This is a genomic window from Pseudomonas silesiensis (assembly GCF_001661075.1).
Lineage (GTDB): Bacteria > Pseudomonadota > Gammaproteobacteria > Pseudomonadales > Pseudomonadaceae > Aquipseudomonas > Aquipseudomonas silesiensis.
Window position 1 is genome coordinate 6,763,581 of the sequence record NZ_CP014870.1, and the last position, 16,891, is coordinate 6,780,471.

Sequence of the window (16,891 nt, forward strand, 5' to 3'; positions counted from 1 at the left end):
TGGATAAGTAGGCGGCTGGTCGCTACAATGGCCGCTTGTTTTTGCCTCACCGGCTTTCAACTTAGGGGATATCCGTGTCAGTGGAACTATGGCAGCAGTGCGTGGAGCTTTTGCGCGATGAGCTGCCTGCCCAACAATTCAACACTTGGATCCGTCCGCTACAGGTCGAAGCCGAAGGCGACGAGTTGCGTGTCTACGCACCGAATCGTTTTGTTCTCGACTGGGTAAACGAAAAGTACCTGGGTCGCGTCCTCGAACTGCTGGATGAGCATGGCAATGGCATGACGCCTGCGCTCTCCTTATTAATAGGCAGCAAACGCAGTTCGGCGCCACGCGCCGCTCCCAATGCGCCGCTGGCTGCTGCCGCGTCCCAGGCACAGGCGGCTCAAGCGCCTGTCAGCGCTCAGGCGCCCGCACCAGCCTCCATGCCGACCAAGCGATCGACGCAAAAAGTTGCCGACGTCAGTGAGGAGCCATCCCGCGACAGTTTCGACCCGATGGCGGGTGCGAGTTCTCAACAGGCCCCGGTCCGCTCTGAACAGCGCACCGTCCAGGTCGAAGGTGCGCTCAAGCACACCAGTTACCTGAACCGCACTTTTACCTTTGAGAACTTCGTCGAAGGCAAGTCCAACCAACTGGCCCGGGCCGCGGCCTGGCAGGTAGCGGACAACCCCAAGCACGGTTACAACCCGCTCTTCCTTTATGGTGGCGTTGGCTTGGGTAAGACCCACTTGATGCACGCTGTGGGTAACCACCTGTTAAAGAAGAATCCGAATGCCAAGGTCGTGTACCTGCATTCCGAGCGTTTCGTGGCCGACATGGTCAAGGCGCTGCAACTGAACGCGATCAACGAATTCAAGCGCTTCTACCGTTCGGTGGATGCGCTGTTGATCGATGACATTCAGTTCTTTGCCCGCAAGGAACGTTCCCAGGAAGAGTTTTTCCACACCTTCAATGCCCTGCTTGAAGGTGGGCAGCAGGTCATTCTTACCAGTGACCGCTATCCTAAAGAAATCGAAGGCCTTGAAGAGCGCCTCAAGTCCCGCTTCGGTTGGGGGCTGACGGTTGCCGTCGAGCCGCCGGAACTGGAAACCCGCGTGGCGATCCTGATGAAAAAGGCCGACCAGGCCAAAGTCGATCTGCCACACGACGCGGCGTTCTTCATTGCCCAGCGCATTCGCTCCAACGTTCGTGAACTGGAAGGCGCGCTTAAACGCGTGATCGCCCACTCGCACTTCATGGGGCGCGACATCACCATCGAGTTGATTCGCGAATCCCTGAAAGACCTGTTGGCGCTGCAAGACAAACTGGTCTCTGTGGATAACATTCAGCGAACCGTCGCCGAGTACTACAAGATCAAGATCTCCGACCTGCTGTCCAAGCGTCGTTCACGCTCGGTCGCTCGTCCGCGTCAGGTTGCCATGGCGTTGTCCAAAGAGTTGACTAACCACAGCCTGCCGGAAATCGGCGACGTGTTTGGTGGTCGCGATCACACGACTGTTTTGCACGCCTGCCGCAAGATCAACGAACTCAAGGAATCCGACGCGGACATCCGCGAGGACTACAAGAACCTGCTGCGTACACTGACCACTTGATGAACACCAGCGCAGCTTATTAAGGCAAGGGACTAGACCATGCATTTCACCATTCAACGCGAAGCCCTGTTGAAACCACTGCAACTGGTCGCAGGCGTCGTCGAGCGCCGACAGACCTTGCCGGTGCTCTCCAACGTGCTGCTGGTTGTCGAAGGCCAGCAACTGTCGCTGACCGGTACCGACCTGGAAGTCGAGCTGGTCGGTCGTGTCCAACTCGAAGAGCCTGCCGATCCGGGTTCCATCACGGTACCTGCGCGCAAGCTGATGGACATCTGCAAAAGCTTGCCGAACGACGCACTGATCGACATCAAGGTCGACGAGCAGAAGCTTGTGGTGAAGGCCGGCCGTAGCCGCTTTACCTTGTCGACGCTGCCGGCTAATGATTTCCCGACAGTGGAAGAAGGCCCTGGCTCGCTGACCTGCAGCCTGGAGCAAAGCAAATTGCGTCGTCTGATCGAGCGCACCAGCTTTGCCATGGCGCAGCAGGACGTGCGTTACTACCTGAACGGCATGCTGCTGGAAGTCTCTGCCGGCATCATCCGCGCCGTGGCAACAGACGGTCACCGCCTGGCCATGTGCTCGATGCAGGCCGATATCGGGCAGCCGGATCGCCACCAGGTCATCGTGCCGCGCAAGGGTATCCTTGAGCTGGCGCGCTTGCTGACCGAACCGGACGGCATCGTCAGCATCGTCCTGGGTCAACACCACATCCGCGCCACCACCGGTGAGTTCACCTTCACCTCGAAACTGGTCGACGGCAAATTCCCTGACTATGAGCGCGTTCTGCCCAAAGGCGGCGACAAGCTGGTGTTGGGTGATCGTCAGGCGCTGCGTGAAGCTTTCAGCCGTACCGCGATTTTGTCCAACGAGAAGTACCGTGGTATTCGCCTGCAACTGGCCAATGGCCAGCTCAAGATCCAGGCCAATAACCCGGAGCAGGAAGAAGCGGAAGAAGAAGTGGGTGTCGAGTACAACGGCGGCCCGCTGGAAATCGGCTTCAACGTGAGCTATCTGCTCGACGTGCTAGGCGTGATGACTACTGAGCAAGTTCGACTGATCCTGTCCGACTCCAACAGCAGCGCACTGGTGCAAGAGTCCGACAATGACGACTCGGCCTACGTTGTCATGCCGATGCGTCTGTAATCATGTTCAGCAGAAGCTAGATGTCCTTAAGTCGCGTCTCGGTCACCGCGGTGCGCAATCTGCACCCGGTGACCTTCTCCCCCTCCCCCCGAATCAACATTCTTTACGGCGCCAACGGCAGCGGCAAAACCAGTGTTCTGGAAGCCATCCACCTGCTGGGGCTTGCCCGTTCGTTTCGTAGCACCCGCTTATTGCCGGTCATCCAATATGAGCAGCTCGCCTGCACGGTATTTGGGCAGGTGGAGTTGGCCGAGGGCGGGCACAGTGCCCTTGGCATCTCACGGGACCGACAAGGTGAGTTCCAGATCCGTATCGATGGACAGAACGCCCGCAGCGCGGCGCAACTGGCGGAGATCCTGCCGTTGCAGCTGATCAACCCCGACAGCTTCCGGCTGTTGGAGGGGGCGCCGAAGATTCGGAGACAGTTTCTTGACTGGGGTGTGTTCCACGTGGAACCGCGCTTCATGTCCACCTGGCAGCGCTTGCAGAAGGCCTTGCGCCAGAGAAACTCTTGGCTGCGGCATGGTACACTTGACGCCGTTTCGCAAGCGGTTTGGGACAGGGAACTGTGCCAGGCCAGCGCTGAAATTGATGAATACCGCCGCGCTTACATCAAAGCCTTGAAACCAGTCTTTGAACAGACCTTGAGCGATCTGGTTGAGCTCGAGGGCTTAACACTTAGCTATTACCGAGGTTGGGATAAAGACCGCGAGCTGAGTGCCGTGCTCGCCGGTTCCCTACAGCGGGATCAGCAAATGGGTCATACCCAGGCCGGACCACAACGCGCTGATTTGCGCCTTCGATTGGGCGCCCATAATGCCGCGGACATCTTGTCCCGCGGTCAGCAGAAGTTGGTGGTTTGTGCATTGCGGATTGCCCAGGGGCACTTGGTCAGTCAGGCCCGACGCGGTCAGTGTATTTATCTGGTGGATGACCTGCCGTCCGAACTGGACGAGCACCACCGTCGCGCGCTTTGCCGCTTGTTGGAAGACTTACGCTGCCAGGTCTTTATCACCTGTGTAGATCATGAATTATTGAGGGAAGGCTGGCAGACGGAAACGCCAGTCGCTTTGTTCCACGTGGAACAGGGCCGTATCACCCAGACCCACGACCATCGGGAGTGAAGGCATTGAGCGAAGAAAATACGTACGACTCAACGAGCATTAAAGTGCTGAAAGGCCTGGATGCCGTACGCAAACGTCCCGGTATGTACATTGGTGACACCGACGATGGCAGCGGTCTGCACCACATGGTGTTCGAAGTGGTCGATAACTCGATCGACGAAGCTCTCGCCGGCCACTGCGACGACATCAGCATCATTATTCACCCGGACGAATCCATCACCGTTCGCGACAACGGACGTGGCATCCCGGTAGACGTGCACAAAGAAGAAGGCGTTTCGGCAGCCGAGGTCATCATGACCGTGCTGCACGCCGGCGGTAAGTTCGATGACAACTCCTATAAAGTATCCGGCGGTCTGCACGGCGTAGGTGTGTCGGTTGTGAACGCCCTGTCCGAAGAGTTGGTTCTGACCGTTCGCCGTAGCGGCAAGATCTGGGAACAGACCTACATCCACGGTGTTCCGAAGGAGCCGATGAAAATCGTCGGCGAAAGCGAAACCACCGGTACCCAGATTCACTTCAAGCCATCCGACCTGACCTTCAAAAACATCCACTTCAGCTGGGACATCCTGGCCAAGCGGATTCGTGAACTGTCCTTCCTCAACTCCGGTGTCGGCATCGTCCTCAAGGATGAGCGTAGCGGGAAGGAAGAGTTGTTCAAGTACGAAGGCGGCCTGCGTGCGTTCGTTGAATACTTGAACACCAACAAGACGCCGGTCAACCAGGTGTTCCACTTCAACATCCAGCGTGAAGACGGCATCGGCGTAGAAATCGCCCTGCAGTGGAACGACAGCTTCAATGAGAACCTGTTGTGCTTCACCAACAACATTCCGCAGCGCGACGGCGGTACTCACCTGGTGGGGTTCCGTTCGGCCCTGACGCGTAACCTGAACACCTACATCGAAGCGGAAGGTCTGGCGAAGAAGCATAAAGTCGCGACCACCGGCGACGATGCCCGTGAAGGCCTGACCGCGATCATTTCGGTGAAAGTGCCGGATCCGAAGTTCAGCTCCCAGACCAAAGACAAGCTGGTTTCTTCCGAAGTGAAGACCGCGGTCGAACAGGAAATGGGTAAGTACTTCTCCGACTTCCTGCTGGAAAACCCGAACGAAGCCAAGCTGGTCGTCGGCAAGATGATCGACGCGGCACGGGCTCGCGAAGCGGCGCGTAAAGCCCGTGAGATGACCCGTCGCAAAGGCGCGCTGGATATCGCCGGCCTGCCGGGCAAACTGGCTGACTGCCAGGAAAAAGACCCTGCCCTTTCCGAACTGTACCTCGTGGAAGGTGACTCTGCTGGCGGCTCCGCCAAGCAGGGACGCAACCGTAGGACCCAGGCCATCCTGCCGTTGAAGGGCAAGATCCTGAACGTCGAGAAGGCACGCTTCGACAAGATGATCTCTTCCCAGGAAGTGGGCACCTTAATCACCGCCCTGGGCTGCGGCATCGGCCGTGACGAGTACAACATCGACAAGCTGCGTTATCACAACATCATCATCATGACCGATGCTGACGTCGACGGTTCGCACATCCGTACCCTGCTGCTGACCTTCTTCTTCCGTCAGTTGCCGGAGCTGATCGAGCGCGGCTATATCTACATCGCGCAACCACCGCTGTACAAGGTCAAGAAAGGCAAGCAAGAGCAGTACATCAAAGACGACGACGCCATGGAAGAGTACATGACGCAGTCGGCCCTGGAAGATGCGAGCCTGCACCTGAACGAGGAAGCACCGGGTATCTCCGGTGAAGCACTCGAGCGTCTGGTGAATGACTTCCGCCTGGTGATGAAGACTCTCAAGCGTCTGTCGCGCCTGTACCCACAGGAGCTGACCGAGCACTTCATCTACCTGCCGGCGGTGAGCATGGAGCAGCTTTCCGATCACGCTGCCATGCAGGATTGGTTGGCCCAGTACGAGGTTCGCCTGCGCACTGTCGAGAAGTCCGGCCTGGTCTACAAAGCCAGCCTGCGTGAAGACCGTGAACGTAACGTCTGGCTGCCGGAGGTTGAACTGATCTCCCACGGCCTGTCGAACTACGTCACGTTCAACCGCGACTTCTTCGGCAGCAACGATTACAAGACGGTTGTTTCGCTGGGTGCTCAACTGAGCACTCTGCTGGACGACGGCGCGTACATCCAGCGTGGCGAGCGCAAGAAGCCGGTCACCGAGTTCAAGGAAGCCCTTGAATGGCTGATGGCTGAAAGCACCAAGCGTCACACCATCCAGCGATACAAAGGTCTGGGCGAAATGAACCCGGATCAGCTGTGGGAAACCACCATGGACCCAAGCCAGCGCCGGATGCTTAAAGTCACCATCGAAGACGCCATTGGCGCGGACCAGATCTTCAATACCCTGATGGGTGATGCGGTCGAACCCCGTCGTGACTTCATCGAAAGCAATGCCCTGGCGGTATCCAACCTGGATTTCTGATCCAGCGTACATGCCAAAAAAAGGCCAACGCTCACGCGTTGGCCTTTTTATTTACCCGTCGAAATGTTTGTCCGATTAAAGATCGTCCGAACGAGGCCCGAGCCTTCAGACGATCTTTTGATCTTCATTCGACTGCCACCCCCACACTTTCCAACCGATACCCATACCCGTAAATCGTCAGCAGTTGCCAACCGCGATCAGCCGTCAGCCCCAGCTTGTTGCGCAGGCGATAAATGTGGGTATCCAGCGGCCGGGAAGACACCATCTCTTCATGGGTCCAGAACCGCTCATACAGGTACTCTCGGGACAGCGGCCGTCCCAGGTTACTGAACAGGCAACGCGCCAGTCGGTATTCGCGCTCAGTCATCCCTATCGGTTTGCCGGCGCGTTTTACCGTCAACTCGGCATCATCGAATACCAGGTCATTGAAACTCAGCACCTCGGTAGCTGCCGCACGTTGCTGGCTATGCCGGCGCAACACAGCCGCCACTCGGGCTTTCAGTTCATTGGGTCGAAACGGCTTGCTGACGTAATCGTCGGCACCTGCATTCAACGCCTGGACGATATCGCTTTCGCCATCGCGACTGGTCAGCATGATCGCGGCAGGCGGTGCGTCCATGTGCTCGCGGGTCCAGCGTAACAGCGACAGGCCGCTGAAGCCTGGCAATTGCCAATCGAGGATAAGCAAGTCGAAGGTTTCCCGCCGCAATTGGCGTAACAGGTCTTCTCCCTGCTCGAAGCTGTGCAATGACCAGGCAGGTTCACCCGGTTCGGCCATCTGCCGCAAAGTCTGTTCAACCCTGCGCAGTTCTGCCGGTTCGTCATCCAGTATCGCGACACGCATGTACGTTATTCCTTTGGCGGCCAGCATGTTATCTGACAATACACGTTCGGCTCGAGAGTGAAAGTAAGCAGCTTTCCGTTGGTCGTGTCCGCTATGATTCTTCACGCGCCCTCCTCCGGGAACTGTGACCCATGAACGAAATTCCCTACAACCATTACGACAGTATTGCCTATGAATAATGAACGCCGCCGGGAAAGTCGCGAGCCGACTCAAGTCCAAAGGTTGTTCCGGCAATTGGTCCGCGAATGGCTGTGGATAAGCTTGCTTTTACTACCCCTGACTGGCCTTCTTTCATTCAATGCCGAGACCAGTCACCGAAATGGGTCGGGTGCGTGGGGCGCGTTGTTGTCTGTTTGTCTGGTCGCCTGTGTCCTGGGTTTGTTGTTGCTACGCCCAAGGCTGGCACTCTGGCTGACCCTGGCAGGCATGAGCTGTGCGCTGCTGGTAAGCGTAGGGTTAGCGAAACTGGGTTGGTGGTGGTCCCCCACCGCGAGTCTGTTGGGGATGCTGTTTGGTTACCTGATCTGGAACTGGCGGCGCTTGAGTGTGGTATTGACCTATTTTGGCTGGGAGCTGGCGCGGCTGGACAGCGAGCCAAAGGTCTTTCCGGAGCGCCGTCGTGTGCAATTTCCGACTGGCGATCATTTGCTAAGCCAGATCATGGCGCTGGAACAAGCGATGGGTCGAACCCGTGACACCCGTCGCTTTATCGCCGATGGCCTGGAGTATTTGCCTGTCGCCACTTTAATCAGTGATCCGCACGGCCGGATTTTGCTGGGCAACCGAAATGCCAGGGATCTGTTCGGCACCGATCTGGTGGGCGATGACGTTCTGGAGCAATTGGCGAAACTGGGCTACCCGGAACTGGTCGAAGGCCCTCGGCCGCTCTTGTCGTCGTTACCGCTGGTGGAATTCAGGGATGTCAGAGAACGCAGTCTGCGTCTGGAGCGCGCTGCTTTGTTGCCGGTGGACGGAGAAACGCCTATCGGCTGGTTGTTGAGCCTGACCGATCTCAGCGTCGAGCGTGACGCCGAGGAGCAACGCGGCGTGTTGTTGCGCTTTTTGTCCCATGACCTGCGGGCGCCTCATTCGGCGATTCTCGCCCTGCTCGACGTGCACCGACATCAATCCGTCGGGGACACCCAGCTGTTCGATCAGATCGAGTGCCAGGTGCGTCGAGCCCTGGATTTGACTGACGGTTTCGTACAACTGGCCAAGGCCGAGTCAGAGGCTTATCAGTTTCAGCCGAGCCTGTTTGCAATGATGGTGCTGGATGTCTTCGACCAGACATTGACGATTGCGCAGTTGAAGCAGATTGAAATGGTCCATCACCTGGATGATGTCGCGCAGGAAAGCTTGATCATGGCCGATCAGGCGTTGCTGACCCGAGCCTTGTTCAATCTGCTGGAGAATGCCGTCAAATACAGCGGCCCCGGTACTCGAATCGTTGTGCAGGTCAACTGCGCCGATGGCTGGCTGACGTGCGAGATCATTGATCAAGGTAAAGGCATTGCTGCAGAGGAGCTGCCCGAACTGTTCAGCCAGTATCGGCGACTGTCTTCAGCCCATGGCATCGATGGCGTGGGTTTGGGGCTGTCGATGGTCAAGGCAGTGATGGATCGACATGGCGCGAGGATCGAGTGTCAAAGTGTGGTGGGTCAAGGCACGCGTTTCAGGCTGCATTTCCCTTTGTTCAAGGATTGAATCGCTGTCATTTCGCCATAAAAAAACCGGCTATATCAGCCGGTTTTTTTGCGCCCTGAAAAAACTTATGCACCTTTTTCGGCGTTTTATGTGTTTATGAAATATGTATGTAAATCAAAAAGATACAAACGAAATACGGCAGTTGTAAGCAAAACGATACACAGGTTATCCACAGAAATTCAGACGGCCATTTGATCACTGGCAGCCGGAGCTTGCGGAGCAGGTGGAAGCGAGCCCATTTCCCGTTGCATCAGCTCGTTCCAGGCCTGCACCCGATCGTTCAATTCGGCAATGGCGCGCGGCCCGCTGCCGTTGGCGTACATGGGTTCACCGATGATGACGGTGATGACGCCCTGCTTTTTCGCCCAACCGGATTTCGGCCAGAATTTGCCTGCATTGTGCGCAATCGGCAGTACCGGGAGCGAAGCATTGACCGCCAAAGCGGTACCACCGCGAGAGAATTTTCCGATGGTGCCGTAAGGAACCCGCGTACCTTCCGGAAAGATCAGTACCCACACGCCATCTTTGAGTAGTTCATCGCCCTTCTTTGCCACGTGTTTAAGCGCGGCTTTAGGATTGTCGCGGTCGATGGCAATCGGTCGCAGCATGGCCATCGCCCAACCGAAGAACGGAACGTAGAGAAGTTCACGCTTGAGCACTTGGCTCAATGGCTCGAAGTAGGCGGAGAGAAAGAAGGTCTCCCAGGTGCTCTGGTGATTGGATTGAATTACGCAGGGCTGGTCAGGCACGTTCTCTGCCCCTTTGATCTCATAACTGATGCCCAGAAAGACCTTGCTCAGCCACAAGGCGCAGCGGCACCAGTACACATTGATAAAGCGATAGCGCGCCTTGAACGGCAGAAAGGGCGCGATCAAAAAGCTCAGGCTGCACCAGAGCAAAGAGCTGGTGCCCAGCAGCAGGTAAAAGAGGAAGGTTCTGATGGCCTGCAGTATCGACATGGCGACGTTTACCGTGCGGGCATTGCCCGTCTATATAAGCGCACCCCCGATCAATCCTTGGCCAGGAATATCAGAAGCGCTCAATTGTGGATAAGTTCTGCGGCAATCGCCGCCAGATCGTCAAAAATCAAGGTGCCCACCGGCAGGGTCTTGCCCAGCGTCTTTTCGCCTTTGCCGGTCTTTACCAAAACTGGCTGAGAATCGACGGTTCTGGCGGCTTCCAGGTCACCAAGGGTATCGCCAACGAACCAAAGGCCCGTCAGCGATACGTTGTAATGCGCGGCGATGGTTTTCAACATCCCGGCTTTTGGTTTGCGGCAATCGCAGCCATCGTCCGGCCCATGCGGGCAGTAGACGATCAGCCCGACCTCGCCACCCTGCTCTGCCACCAGCGAGCGCAAGCGCTCGTGCATGGCATCCAGGGTGGCGATGTCGTAATAGCCGCGAGCGATGCCCGACTGGTTGGTCGCCACGGCCACCGTCCAGCCGGCTTTGCTCAACTGCGCGATGGCTTCGATTGAGCCGGGGAGCGGAATCCACTCTTCTACCGACTTTATGTAAGCGTCGGAGTCGTAGTTGATCACCCCGTCCCGATCGAGAATCAGCAGTTTCAACAGCTATCCCTCAGCCCAGCAGCGAAATGTCGGCGACACCGAGGAACAGTCCACGCAGACGCGCCAGCAATGCATAGCGGTTGGCGCGCACCTTGGCATCGTCGGCATTGACCATCACGGCTTCGAAGAACGCATCCACGGGTTCGCGCAAGGCCGCCAGGCGTGCCAGGGATTCGCTGTACTGGCGTGCAGCAGCCATTGGCTGAACAGCCTGATCAGCCTGCTGGATAGCCGAATACAGGGAGAACTCGTTGGCGTTGTCGAAGTACTTGGCTTCCACGACCGCAGGAATCGAGCCTTCTACCTTGCTCAGCAAGTTCGAAACGCGCTTGTTCACCGCGGCCAGGGCAGCGGCTTGCGGCAATTTGCGGAACGCCTCTACCGCTTGGACGCGCTGATCGAAGTCCAGCGCCGAGCCCGGTTTCAGGGCGCGCACCGACAGGTAAGACCCGACATCGACACCCTCGTCTTCGTAACGGGCACGCAGACGGTCGAAGATGAATTCCAGCACCGAGTCATTGAGACCGACAGCCTTGACCTTGGTACCGAAGGCATTCACAGCGAAGGCCACGGCATCGTTCAAATCGAGCTCGAGCTTCTTGTCGATCAGGATGCGCAATACACCCAGGGCTGCACGACGCAAGGCGTACGGGTCTTTGCTACCGGTCGGCAGCATGCCGATGCCGAAAATGCCCACCAGGGTGTCGAGCTTGTCAGCGATGGCCACGGCCGCACCGGTCAGGGTCGTCGGCAATTCAGCACCGGCACCGCGCGGCATGTACTGCTCGTTCAGCGCCAGGGCGACTTCTTCAGGCTCGCCGTCGTTGAGGGCGTAGTAATAACCGGCGACACCTTGCATCTCCGGGAACTCACCGACCATCTCGGTTGCCAGGTCGCACTTGGACAACAGGCCGGCACGGGAGGCCCATGCGGCGTTACCACCAATGCGTTGAGCAATGAACGCAGCGAGTTTGGAAACGCGCTCGGCCTTGTCGTAGACGCTGCCGAGTTTTTCCTGGAACACCACGTTCTGCAGGCGCAGGTTGAAGTCTTCGAGTTTCTGCTTCTTGTCTTGCTTGAAGAAGAACTCGGCGTCGGTCAGGCGTGGGCGAACCACTTTCTCGTTACCGGCGATGATCTGCTGGGGGTCTTTGCTTTCGATGTTGGCCACGGTAATGAAACGTGGCAGCAACTTGCCGTCGGCATCCAGCAGGCAGAAATACTTCTGGTTGTCCTGCATGGTGGTGATCAGCGCTTCTTGCGGTACGTCGAGGAAACGTTCCTCGAACGAGCACACCAGCGGCACCGGCCATTCCACCAGCGCGGTCACTTCGTCGAGCAAGGCGGGTGGAACGATTGCAGTACCTTCCTGCCGGGTCGCCAATTCTTCGGTACGCTTGCTGATCAGCTCGCGACGCTCGTTGGAGTCGGCCAGCACATAAGCGGCACGCAGGTCGCTCAAGTAGTTGGCTGGCGAGGTGATGCGCACACTTTGCGGGTGATGGAAGCGATGACCACGGGAGTCGCGGCCGGCTTTCTGGGCAAGAATGGTGCAATCGATGACCTGGTCACCGAGCAACATCACCAGCCACTGGGTCGGACGCACGAACTCTTCCTTGCGGGCGCCCCAGCGCATGCGCTTTGGAATCGGCAGGTCGTTCAGGGAATCTTCGACGATGGTCGGCAGCAGGCTCAGGGTCGGCTTGCCGGCGATGCTTTGGCTGTAGCGCAGTTTCGGGCCGCTCTGATCGATTTCGCTCAGGTCGACGCCGCACTTCTTGGCGAAACCCAATGCCGCCTGAGTCGGATTGCCTTCAGCATCGAACGCGGCCTGGCGTGGCGGGCCGTCGAGGTTGATGCTGCGATCCGGCTGCTGGGTCGCCAGCGAGGTGATCAACACTGCCAGACGACGCGGTGCGGCGTAGACGGTTTTGGCCTCGTAGCTCAGACCAGCGGCCTGCAGGCCCTTGTCGATACCGGCCAGGAACGCGTCGGCCAAGGTGTTAAGGGCTTTGGGTGGCAGTTCTTCGGTGCCCAGTTCAACCAGAAAATCTTGAGCACTCATTGTGCAGCCTCCAGCTTGGCCAGTACTTCGTCACGCAGGTCCGGGGTCGCCATCGGGAAGCCCAGCTTGGCGCGAGCCAGCAGGTAGGCTTGTGCAACGGAACGCGCCAGGGTGCGTACACGCAGAATGTATTGCTGACGCGCGGTCACCGAGATCGCCCGGCGCGCATCCAGTAGGTTGAAAGTATGGGACGCCTTCAACACCATTTCGTAACTCGGCAACGGCAGCGGCTGCTCGAGTTCGATCAGGCGCTTGGCTTCGCTTTCGTAGAAATCGAACAACTCGAACAGCTTCTCGACGTTGGCGTGTTCGAAGTTGTAGGTCGACTGCTCCACTTCGTTCTGGTGGAACACGTCGCCGTAGGTCACTTTGCCCATCGGGCCGTCGGCCCAGACCAGGTCGTAGACCGAGTCGACGCCTTGCAGGTACATGGCCAGACGCTCGAGACCATAGGTGATCTCGCCGGTCACCGGGTAGCACTCGATGCCGCCCGCTTGCTGGAAGTACGTGAACTGAGTCACTTCCATGCCGTTGAGCCAGACTTCCCAGCCCAGACCCCAGGCGCCCAGGGTCGGCGATTCCCAGTTGTCTTCAACGAAGCGGATGTCGTGGACCAGTGGGTCCAGGCCGACGTGCTTGAGGGAACCCAGGTACAGTTCCTGAAAGTTGTCCGGGTTCGGCTTCAACACGACCTGGAACTGGTAGTAGTGCTGCAGACGGTTCGGGTTTTCGCCGTAGCGGCCGTCAGTCGGGCGACGACTGGGCTGCACATAAGCGGCGTTCCAGGTTTCCGGGCCAATGGCGCGCAGAAACGTGGCCGTGTGGAAAGTCCCGGCGCCTACTTCCATATCGTAGGGCTGAAGTACCACGCAACCTTGCTCGGCCCAGTATTGCTGGAGGGCGAGGATCAAGTCTTGGAAGGTACGCACGGCTGGCGTAGGCTGGCTCACGAAATTCACCTGTTTCTTGGGCTGCGATTTAAAGAGCGGGAGTATACCCGATTCGGTCCTGCGCACGCCCCCTGGAGCCTTATGCCACGCTGCTTTTGGTGTTCCGAAGATCCGCTGTACATGGCTTATCACGATCAGGAGTGGGGTACGCCGCTACGCGATGCGCAGGGATTATTCGAGTTGCTTTTGCTCGAAGGGTTCCAGGCGGGCCTGTCCTGGATCACGGTGTTGCGTAAACGCGAGCGTTATCGCGAGGTATTGTTCGGCTTCGATGTCCAGCGCGTAGCGCAGATGAGCGACGCGGAAATCGATGAGTTGATGCTCGATCCGGGGATCATCCGCAATCGCCTCAAACTCAATGCGGCCCGGCGCAATGCCCAGGCCTGGCTGGCGCTGGAGGACCCGGTGGCGTTCCTCTGGTCGTTCGTCGGCGGCAAGCCTGTGATCAATCATTTCAAGGATCGAACCGAAGTGCCGGCCGTGACGCCGACCGCCGTGGAGATGAGCAAAGGCCTGAAAAAGGCCGGTTTCACGTTCGTCGGCCCGACCATTTGCTACGCGCTGATGCAGGCTTCGGGCATGGTCATGGACCACACCCGGGATTGCGATCGCTACGCGCCCCTGGCGAACGGCGGTTAGAATGGCCGCCTCGCGCACAGCAAAAGATCAGGAGTGACCTGTGGAAAAGTTTAAAGGCGCCATGCTGGTGGGCGCTCTGCGGCTGTTTGCCCTGCTCCCGTGGCGGGCCGTGCAGGCCGTCGGCTCGGCCATTGGCTGGGTCATGTGGAAAACGCCCAACCGTTCCCGCGACGTGGTGCGGATCAATCTTGCCAAGTGCTTTCCCGACATGGATCCGGCTGAACGGGAGCGCCTGGTCGGCCAGAGCCTGAGAGATATTGGCAAGTCCCTGACCGAAAGCGCCTGCGCCTGGATCTGGCCGGCTCAGCGCTCGATCGATCTGGTGCGTGAAGTCGAGGGTCTCGACATATTGAAGGATGCCCTCGCCTCCGGCAAAGGCGTCGTCGGCATCACCAGCCATCTGGGCAATTGGGAGGTGTTGAACCACTTCTATTGCAATCAGTGCAAACCGATCATTTTCTATCGTCCGCCCAAGCTGAAGGCGGTGGATGATTTGCTGCGCAAGCAGCGGGTGCAGTTGGGCAATCGTGTTGCCGCCTCCACCAAGGAAGGCATTCTCAGCGTGATCAAGGAAGTGCGCAAAGGGGGGGCCGTAGGGATTCCCGCCGACCCGGAACCCGCCGAATCCGCCGGGATCTTCGTGCCGTTTTTCGCGACGCAGGCACTGACCAGCAAATTCGTACCGAACATGCTTGCCGGTGGCAAAGCGGTCGGCGTGTTCCTGCATGCCCTGCGGCTGCCGGACGGTTCGGGTTACAAGGTGATCCTCGAAGCCGCGCCAGAAGCCATGTACAGCACCGATACCGAGACATCCTGTGCGGCCATGAGTCAGGTGGTTGAGCGCTATGTCCGGGCTTATCCAAGCCAGTACATGTGGAGCATGAAGCGCTTCAAGAAGCGTCCACCGGGTGAGGAGCGCTGGTATTGACCTTTGATCAGTGCGCCTGACGTTCGAGCTTTTTCAGGAACACTGTCATTTCCTTTTCCGCCTGCTTGTCGCCATGGCCGCGGGCGGCTTCCAGGCCTTGTTCCCAGGCCTGGCGCGCAGCCGGATAATCCGCCAGCGCCAGATGGGCCTTGCCCAACAGTTTCCAGGCCGCCGAATACTTTGGATCGAACTCGACGCAGCGCTGGAAATGCTCGGCGGCCTTGGCGTTCTCCCCCAGATCCAGGTAACCCTTGCCGAGGCCGAAGCGTAGCAATGAGTTATCCACACCCTTGGCGAGCATTTTTTCCAGGGATTCGAGCATGGTGGATTCCTTATTAAGGTGTGTCAGGGGGATATCTGATGCAGTGAGACCGCTATCGCGGGCAAGCCCGCTCCCACAGTGTTTTGCATTGAACACATATCTTGTGTTCGGCCGAAATCCCTGTGGGAGCGGCGGTGCGACGATTCGACTTGCCCGCGAAGAGGCCCGTCCAGCCACTGCAACTACAGGATCAGAAGAAGCTGAGTCCCACATGAAACAGCTTTTCCACATCCCGAATATGCTTCTTATCCACAAGAAACAGAATCACATGATCGCCCGCCGCGATCACGGTGTTGTCGTGGGCGATGATCACCTCTTCGTCGCGAATGATCGCGCCGATGGTGGTCCCTGGCGGCAGGCCGATGTTCTCGATGGATTTACCGATGACTTTGCTCGACTTCTCATCGCCGTGGGCAATGGCCTCGATGGCCTCCGCCGCGCCGCGCCGCAATGAGTGCACGCTGACAATATCGCCGCGCCGCACATGGGCCAGCAACGTACCGATAGTCGCCAGTTGCGGGCTGATGGCGATGTCGATGTCGCCGCCCTGGATCAGGTCGACATACGCCGGGTTGTTGATGATCGTCATCACCTTCTTCGCGCCCAGGCGCTTGGCCAGCAAGGACGACATGATGTTGGCTTCGTCGTCGTTGGTCAGAGCGAGAAACAGATCGGCGTCGGCGATGTTCTCTTCCAGCAGCAGATCCCGATCCGAAGCGCTGCCCTGCAGCACCACGGTGCTGTCGAGGGTGTCCGAAAGATGACGGCAGCGCGTCGGGTTCATCTCGATGATCTTCACCTGGTAACGGCTTTCGATGGCCTCCGCCAGGCGTTCACCGATCTGCCCGCCGCCAGCGATGACAATGCGCTTGTAGCTCTCATCGAGGCGGCGCATTTCACTCATCACTGCGCGAATATTCGCCTTGGCCGCGATGAAAAATACTTCGTCGTCTGCCTCGATCACCGTATCGCCCTGGGGCAGGATGGGTCGGTCACGGCGGAAAATTGCCGCGACCCGGGTTTCTACATTCGGCATGTGCTCGCGCAATTGCCGCAGTTGCTGGCCCACCAGCGGACCACCGTAGTAAGCCTTGACGGCCACTAGCTGGGCTTTGCCCTCGGCGAAATCGATCACCTGCAATGCGCCTGGATGCTGGATCAGGCGCTTGATGTAGTTGGTGACCACTTGCTCCGGACTGATCAGCACGTCCACCGGAATCGCTTCGTTGTCGAACAGATCATTGCGCGTCAGGTAAGCCGCTTCGCGGACCCGGGCAATCTTGGTCGGCGTGTGGAACAGGGTGTGGGCGACCTGACAGGCCACCATGTTGGTTTCATCGCTGTTGGTCACGGCCACCAACATGTCGGCGTCGTCTGCGCCAGCCTGGCGCAGAACGGTCGGGAGCGAGCCGCGCCCCTGCACCGTGCGGATGTCCAGCCGGTCGCCGAGGTCGCGCAGTCGATCGCCGTCGGTGTCGACGACCGTGATGTCATTGGCCTCGCTGGCCAAGTGTTCCGCCAGCGAACCGCCGACCTGCCCTGCACCTAGGATGATGATTTTCATCCAGTCACTCCCTTAAA

14 protein-coding genes are annotated in these 16,891 nt (G+C 58.4%); 7 read left to right on the forward strand and 7 right to left on the reverse strand.

The window, feature by feature from the left end; translation table 11 throughout:
• The first annotated feature begins 74 nt into the window (after positions 1 to 74).
• Genes dnaA through gyrB form a run of 4 tightly spaced genes read left to right on the forward strand, consistent with a single transcriptional unit; the run spans position 75 to position 6,285 of the window.
• The gene (dnaA, locus tag PMA3_RS30095) at positions 75 to 1,595 is read left to right on the forward strand and encodes a chromosomal replication initiator protein DnaA (protein ID WP_064680535.1); all 1,521 of its coding nucleotides are present in this window, start codon (positions 75 to 77) and stop codon (positions 1,593 to 1,595) included.
• 39 nt (positions 1,596 to 1,634) lie between these two features.
• A complete protein-coding gene (dnaN, locus tag PMA3_RS30100) occupies positions 1,635 to 2,738 on the forward strand; it encodes a DNA polymerase III subunit beta (RefSeq protein ID WP_064680536.1) in 1,104 nt (367 codons plus the stop codon).
• A gap of 20 nt (positions 2,739 to 2,758) precedes the next feature.
• Complete coding sequence (recF, locus tag PMA3_RS30105) at positions 2,759 to 3,862, forward strand: DNA replication/repair protein RecF (RefSeq protein ID WP_007985068.1); 1,104 nt, start codon at positions 2,759 to 2,761, stop codon at positions 3,860 to 3,862.
• 5 nt (positions 3,863 to 3,867) lie between these two features.
• Entirely contained in the window at positions 3,868 to 6,285 is a 2,418-nt protein-coding gene (gyrB, locus tag PMA3_RS30110; RefSeq protein ID WP_064680829.1) for a DNA topoisomerase (ATP-hydrolyzing) subunit B, read from the forward strand.
• 124 nt (positions 6,286 to 6,409) lie between these two features.
• On the opposite strand, the gene PMA3_RS30115 is transcribed toward gyrB, so the two are convergent.
• Positions 6,410 to 7,129 carry a response regulator transcription factor gene (locus PMA3_RS30115; RefSeq protein WP_064680537.1) on the reverse strand — a complete coding sequence of 240 codons (720 nt, stop codon included), beginning with the start codon at positions 7,127 to 7,129 and terminating at the stop codon, positions 6,410 to 6,412.
• Positions 7,130 to 7,300: 171 nt separating this feature from the next.
• Between PMA3_RS30115 and PMA3_RS30120 the strand changes: the two genes are divergently transcribed.
• Positions 7,301 to 8,833, forward strand: a complete 1,533-nt coding sequence (locus PMA3_RS30120) for a PAS domain-containing sensor histidine kinase (protein WP_064680538.1) — start codon at positions 7,301 to 7,303, stop codon at positions 8,831 to 8,833.
• Between the two features lie 179 nt (positions 8,834 to 9,012).
• Here PMA3_RS30120 and PMA3_RS30125 read toward each other — a convergent pair whose 3' ends face one another.
• The 4 genes from PMA3_RS30125 to glyQ form a co-directional block, all read right to left on the reverse strand.
• Positions 9,013 to 9,792, reverse strand: coding sequence for a lysophospholipid acyltransferase family protein (locus PMA3_RS30125; RefSeq protein WP_064680539.1), 780 nt, complete (start codon positions 9,790 to 9,792; stop codon positions 9,013 to 9,015).
• Positions 9,793 to 9,872: 80 nt separating this feature from the next.
• Positions 9,873 to 10,406, reverse strand: a complete 534-nt coding sequence (gene gmhB / locus PMA3_RS30130; protein WP_064680540.1) for a D-glycero-beta-D-manno-heptose 1,7-bisphosphate 7-phosphatase — start codon at positions 10,404 to 10,406, stop codon at positions 9,873 to 9,875.
• Positions 10,407 to 10,416: 10 nt separating this feature from the next.
• Positions 10,417 to 12,471, reverse strand: a complete 2,055-nt coding sequence (gene glyS / locus PMA3_RS30135) for a glycine--tRNA ligase subunit beta (protein WP_064680541.1) — start codon at positions 12,469 to 12,471, stop codon at positions 10,417 to 10,419.
• Positions 12,468 to 13,421, reverse strand: coding sequence for a glycine--tRNA ligase subunit alpha (glyQ, locus tag PMA3_RS30140; RefSeq protein ID WP_064680830.1), 954 nt, complete (start codon positions 13,419 to 13,421; stop codon positions 12,468 to 12,470). Before glyQ ends, glyS begins: the two co-directional genes overlap by 4 nt.
• An 81-nt stretch (positions 13,422 to 13,502) precedes the next feature.
• Here glyQ and tag point away from each other — a divergent pair, with 81 nt between their 5' ends.
• Together tag and PMA3_RS30150 are read left to right on the forward strand one after the other, a co-directional pair.
• Positions 13,503 to 14,060, forward strand: coding sequence for a DNA-3-methyladenine glycosylase I (tag, locus tag PMA3_RS30145; RefSeq protein WP_064680542.1), 558 nt, complete (start codon positions 13,503 to 13,505; stop codon positions 14,058 to 14,060).
• A 40-nt stretch (positions 14,061 to 14,100) separates the two neighbouring features.
• Positions 14,101 to 14,988 (forward strand): lysophospholipid acyltransferase, encoded by an 888-nt coding sequence (locus PMA3_RS30150; protein ID WP_064680543.1) that lies wholly within the window; start codon positions 14,101 to 14,103, stop codon positions 14,986 to 14,988.
• A 7-nt stretch (positions 14,989 to 14,995) separates the two neighbouring features.
• Here the strand turns inward: PMA3_RS30150 and PMA3_RS30155 are convergent, their stop codons facing one another.
• Both PMA3_RS30155 and trkA read right to left on the reverse strand, forming a co-directional pair.
• Positions 14,996 to 15,310 carry a tetratricopeptide repeat protein gene (locus PMA3_RS30155; RefSeq protein ID WP_064680544.1) on the reverse strand — a complete coding sequence of 105 codons (315 nt, stop codon included), beginning with the start codon at positions 15,308 to 15,310 and terminating at the stop codon, positions 14,996 to 14,998.
• A gap of 190 nt (positions 15,311 to 15,500) precedes the next feature.
• Entirely contained in the window at positions 15,501 to 16,874 is a 1,374-nt protein-coding gene (gene trkA, locus PMA3_RS30160; RefSeq protein ID WP_064680545.1) for a Trk system potassium transporter TrkA, read from the reverse strand.
• Positions 16,875 to 16,891: the final 17 nt, after the last annotated feature.

Coding starts and splice junctions, on each gene's coding strand:
- dnaN (WP_064680536.1), top strand. CDS start 1,635: ATGCATTTCACCATTCAACGCGAAGCCCTGTTGAAACCACTGCAACTG.
- trkA (WP_064680545.1), bottom strand. CDS start 16,874: ATGAAAATCATCATCCTAGGTGCAGGGCAGGTCGGCGGTTCGCTGGCG.
- PMA3_RS30120 (WP_064680538.1), top strand. CDS start 7,301: ATGAATAATGAACGCCGCCGGGAAAGTCGCGAGCCGACTCAAGTCCAA.
- PMA3_RS30155 (WP_064680544.1), bottom strand. CDS start 15,310: ATGCTCGAATCCCTGGAAAAAATGCTCGCCAAGGGTGTGGATAACTCA.
- PMA3_RS30115 (WP_064680537.1), bottom strand. CDS start 7,129: ATGCGTGTCGCGATACTGGATGACGAACCGGCAGAACTGCGCAGGGTT.
- glyS (WP_064680541.1), bottom strand. CDS start 12,471: ATGAGTGCTCAAGATTTTCTGGTTGAACTGGGCACCGAAGAACTGCCA.
- PMA3_RS30125 (WP_064680539.1), bottom strand. CDS start 9,792: ATGTCGATACTGCAGGCCATCAGAACCTTCCTCTTTTACCTGCTGCTG.
- tag (WP_064680542.1), top strand. CDS start 13,503: ATGCCACGCTGCTTTTGGTGTTCCGAAGATCCGCTGTACATGGCTTAT.
- recF (WP_007985068.1), top strand. CDS start 2,759: ATGTCCTTAAGTCGCGTCTCGGTCACCGCGGTGCGCAATCTGCACCCG.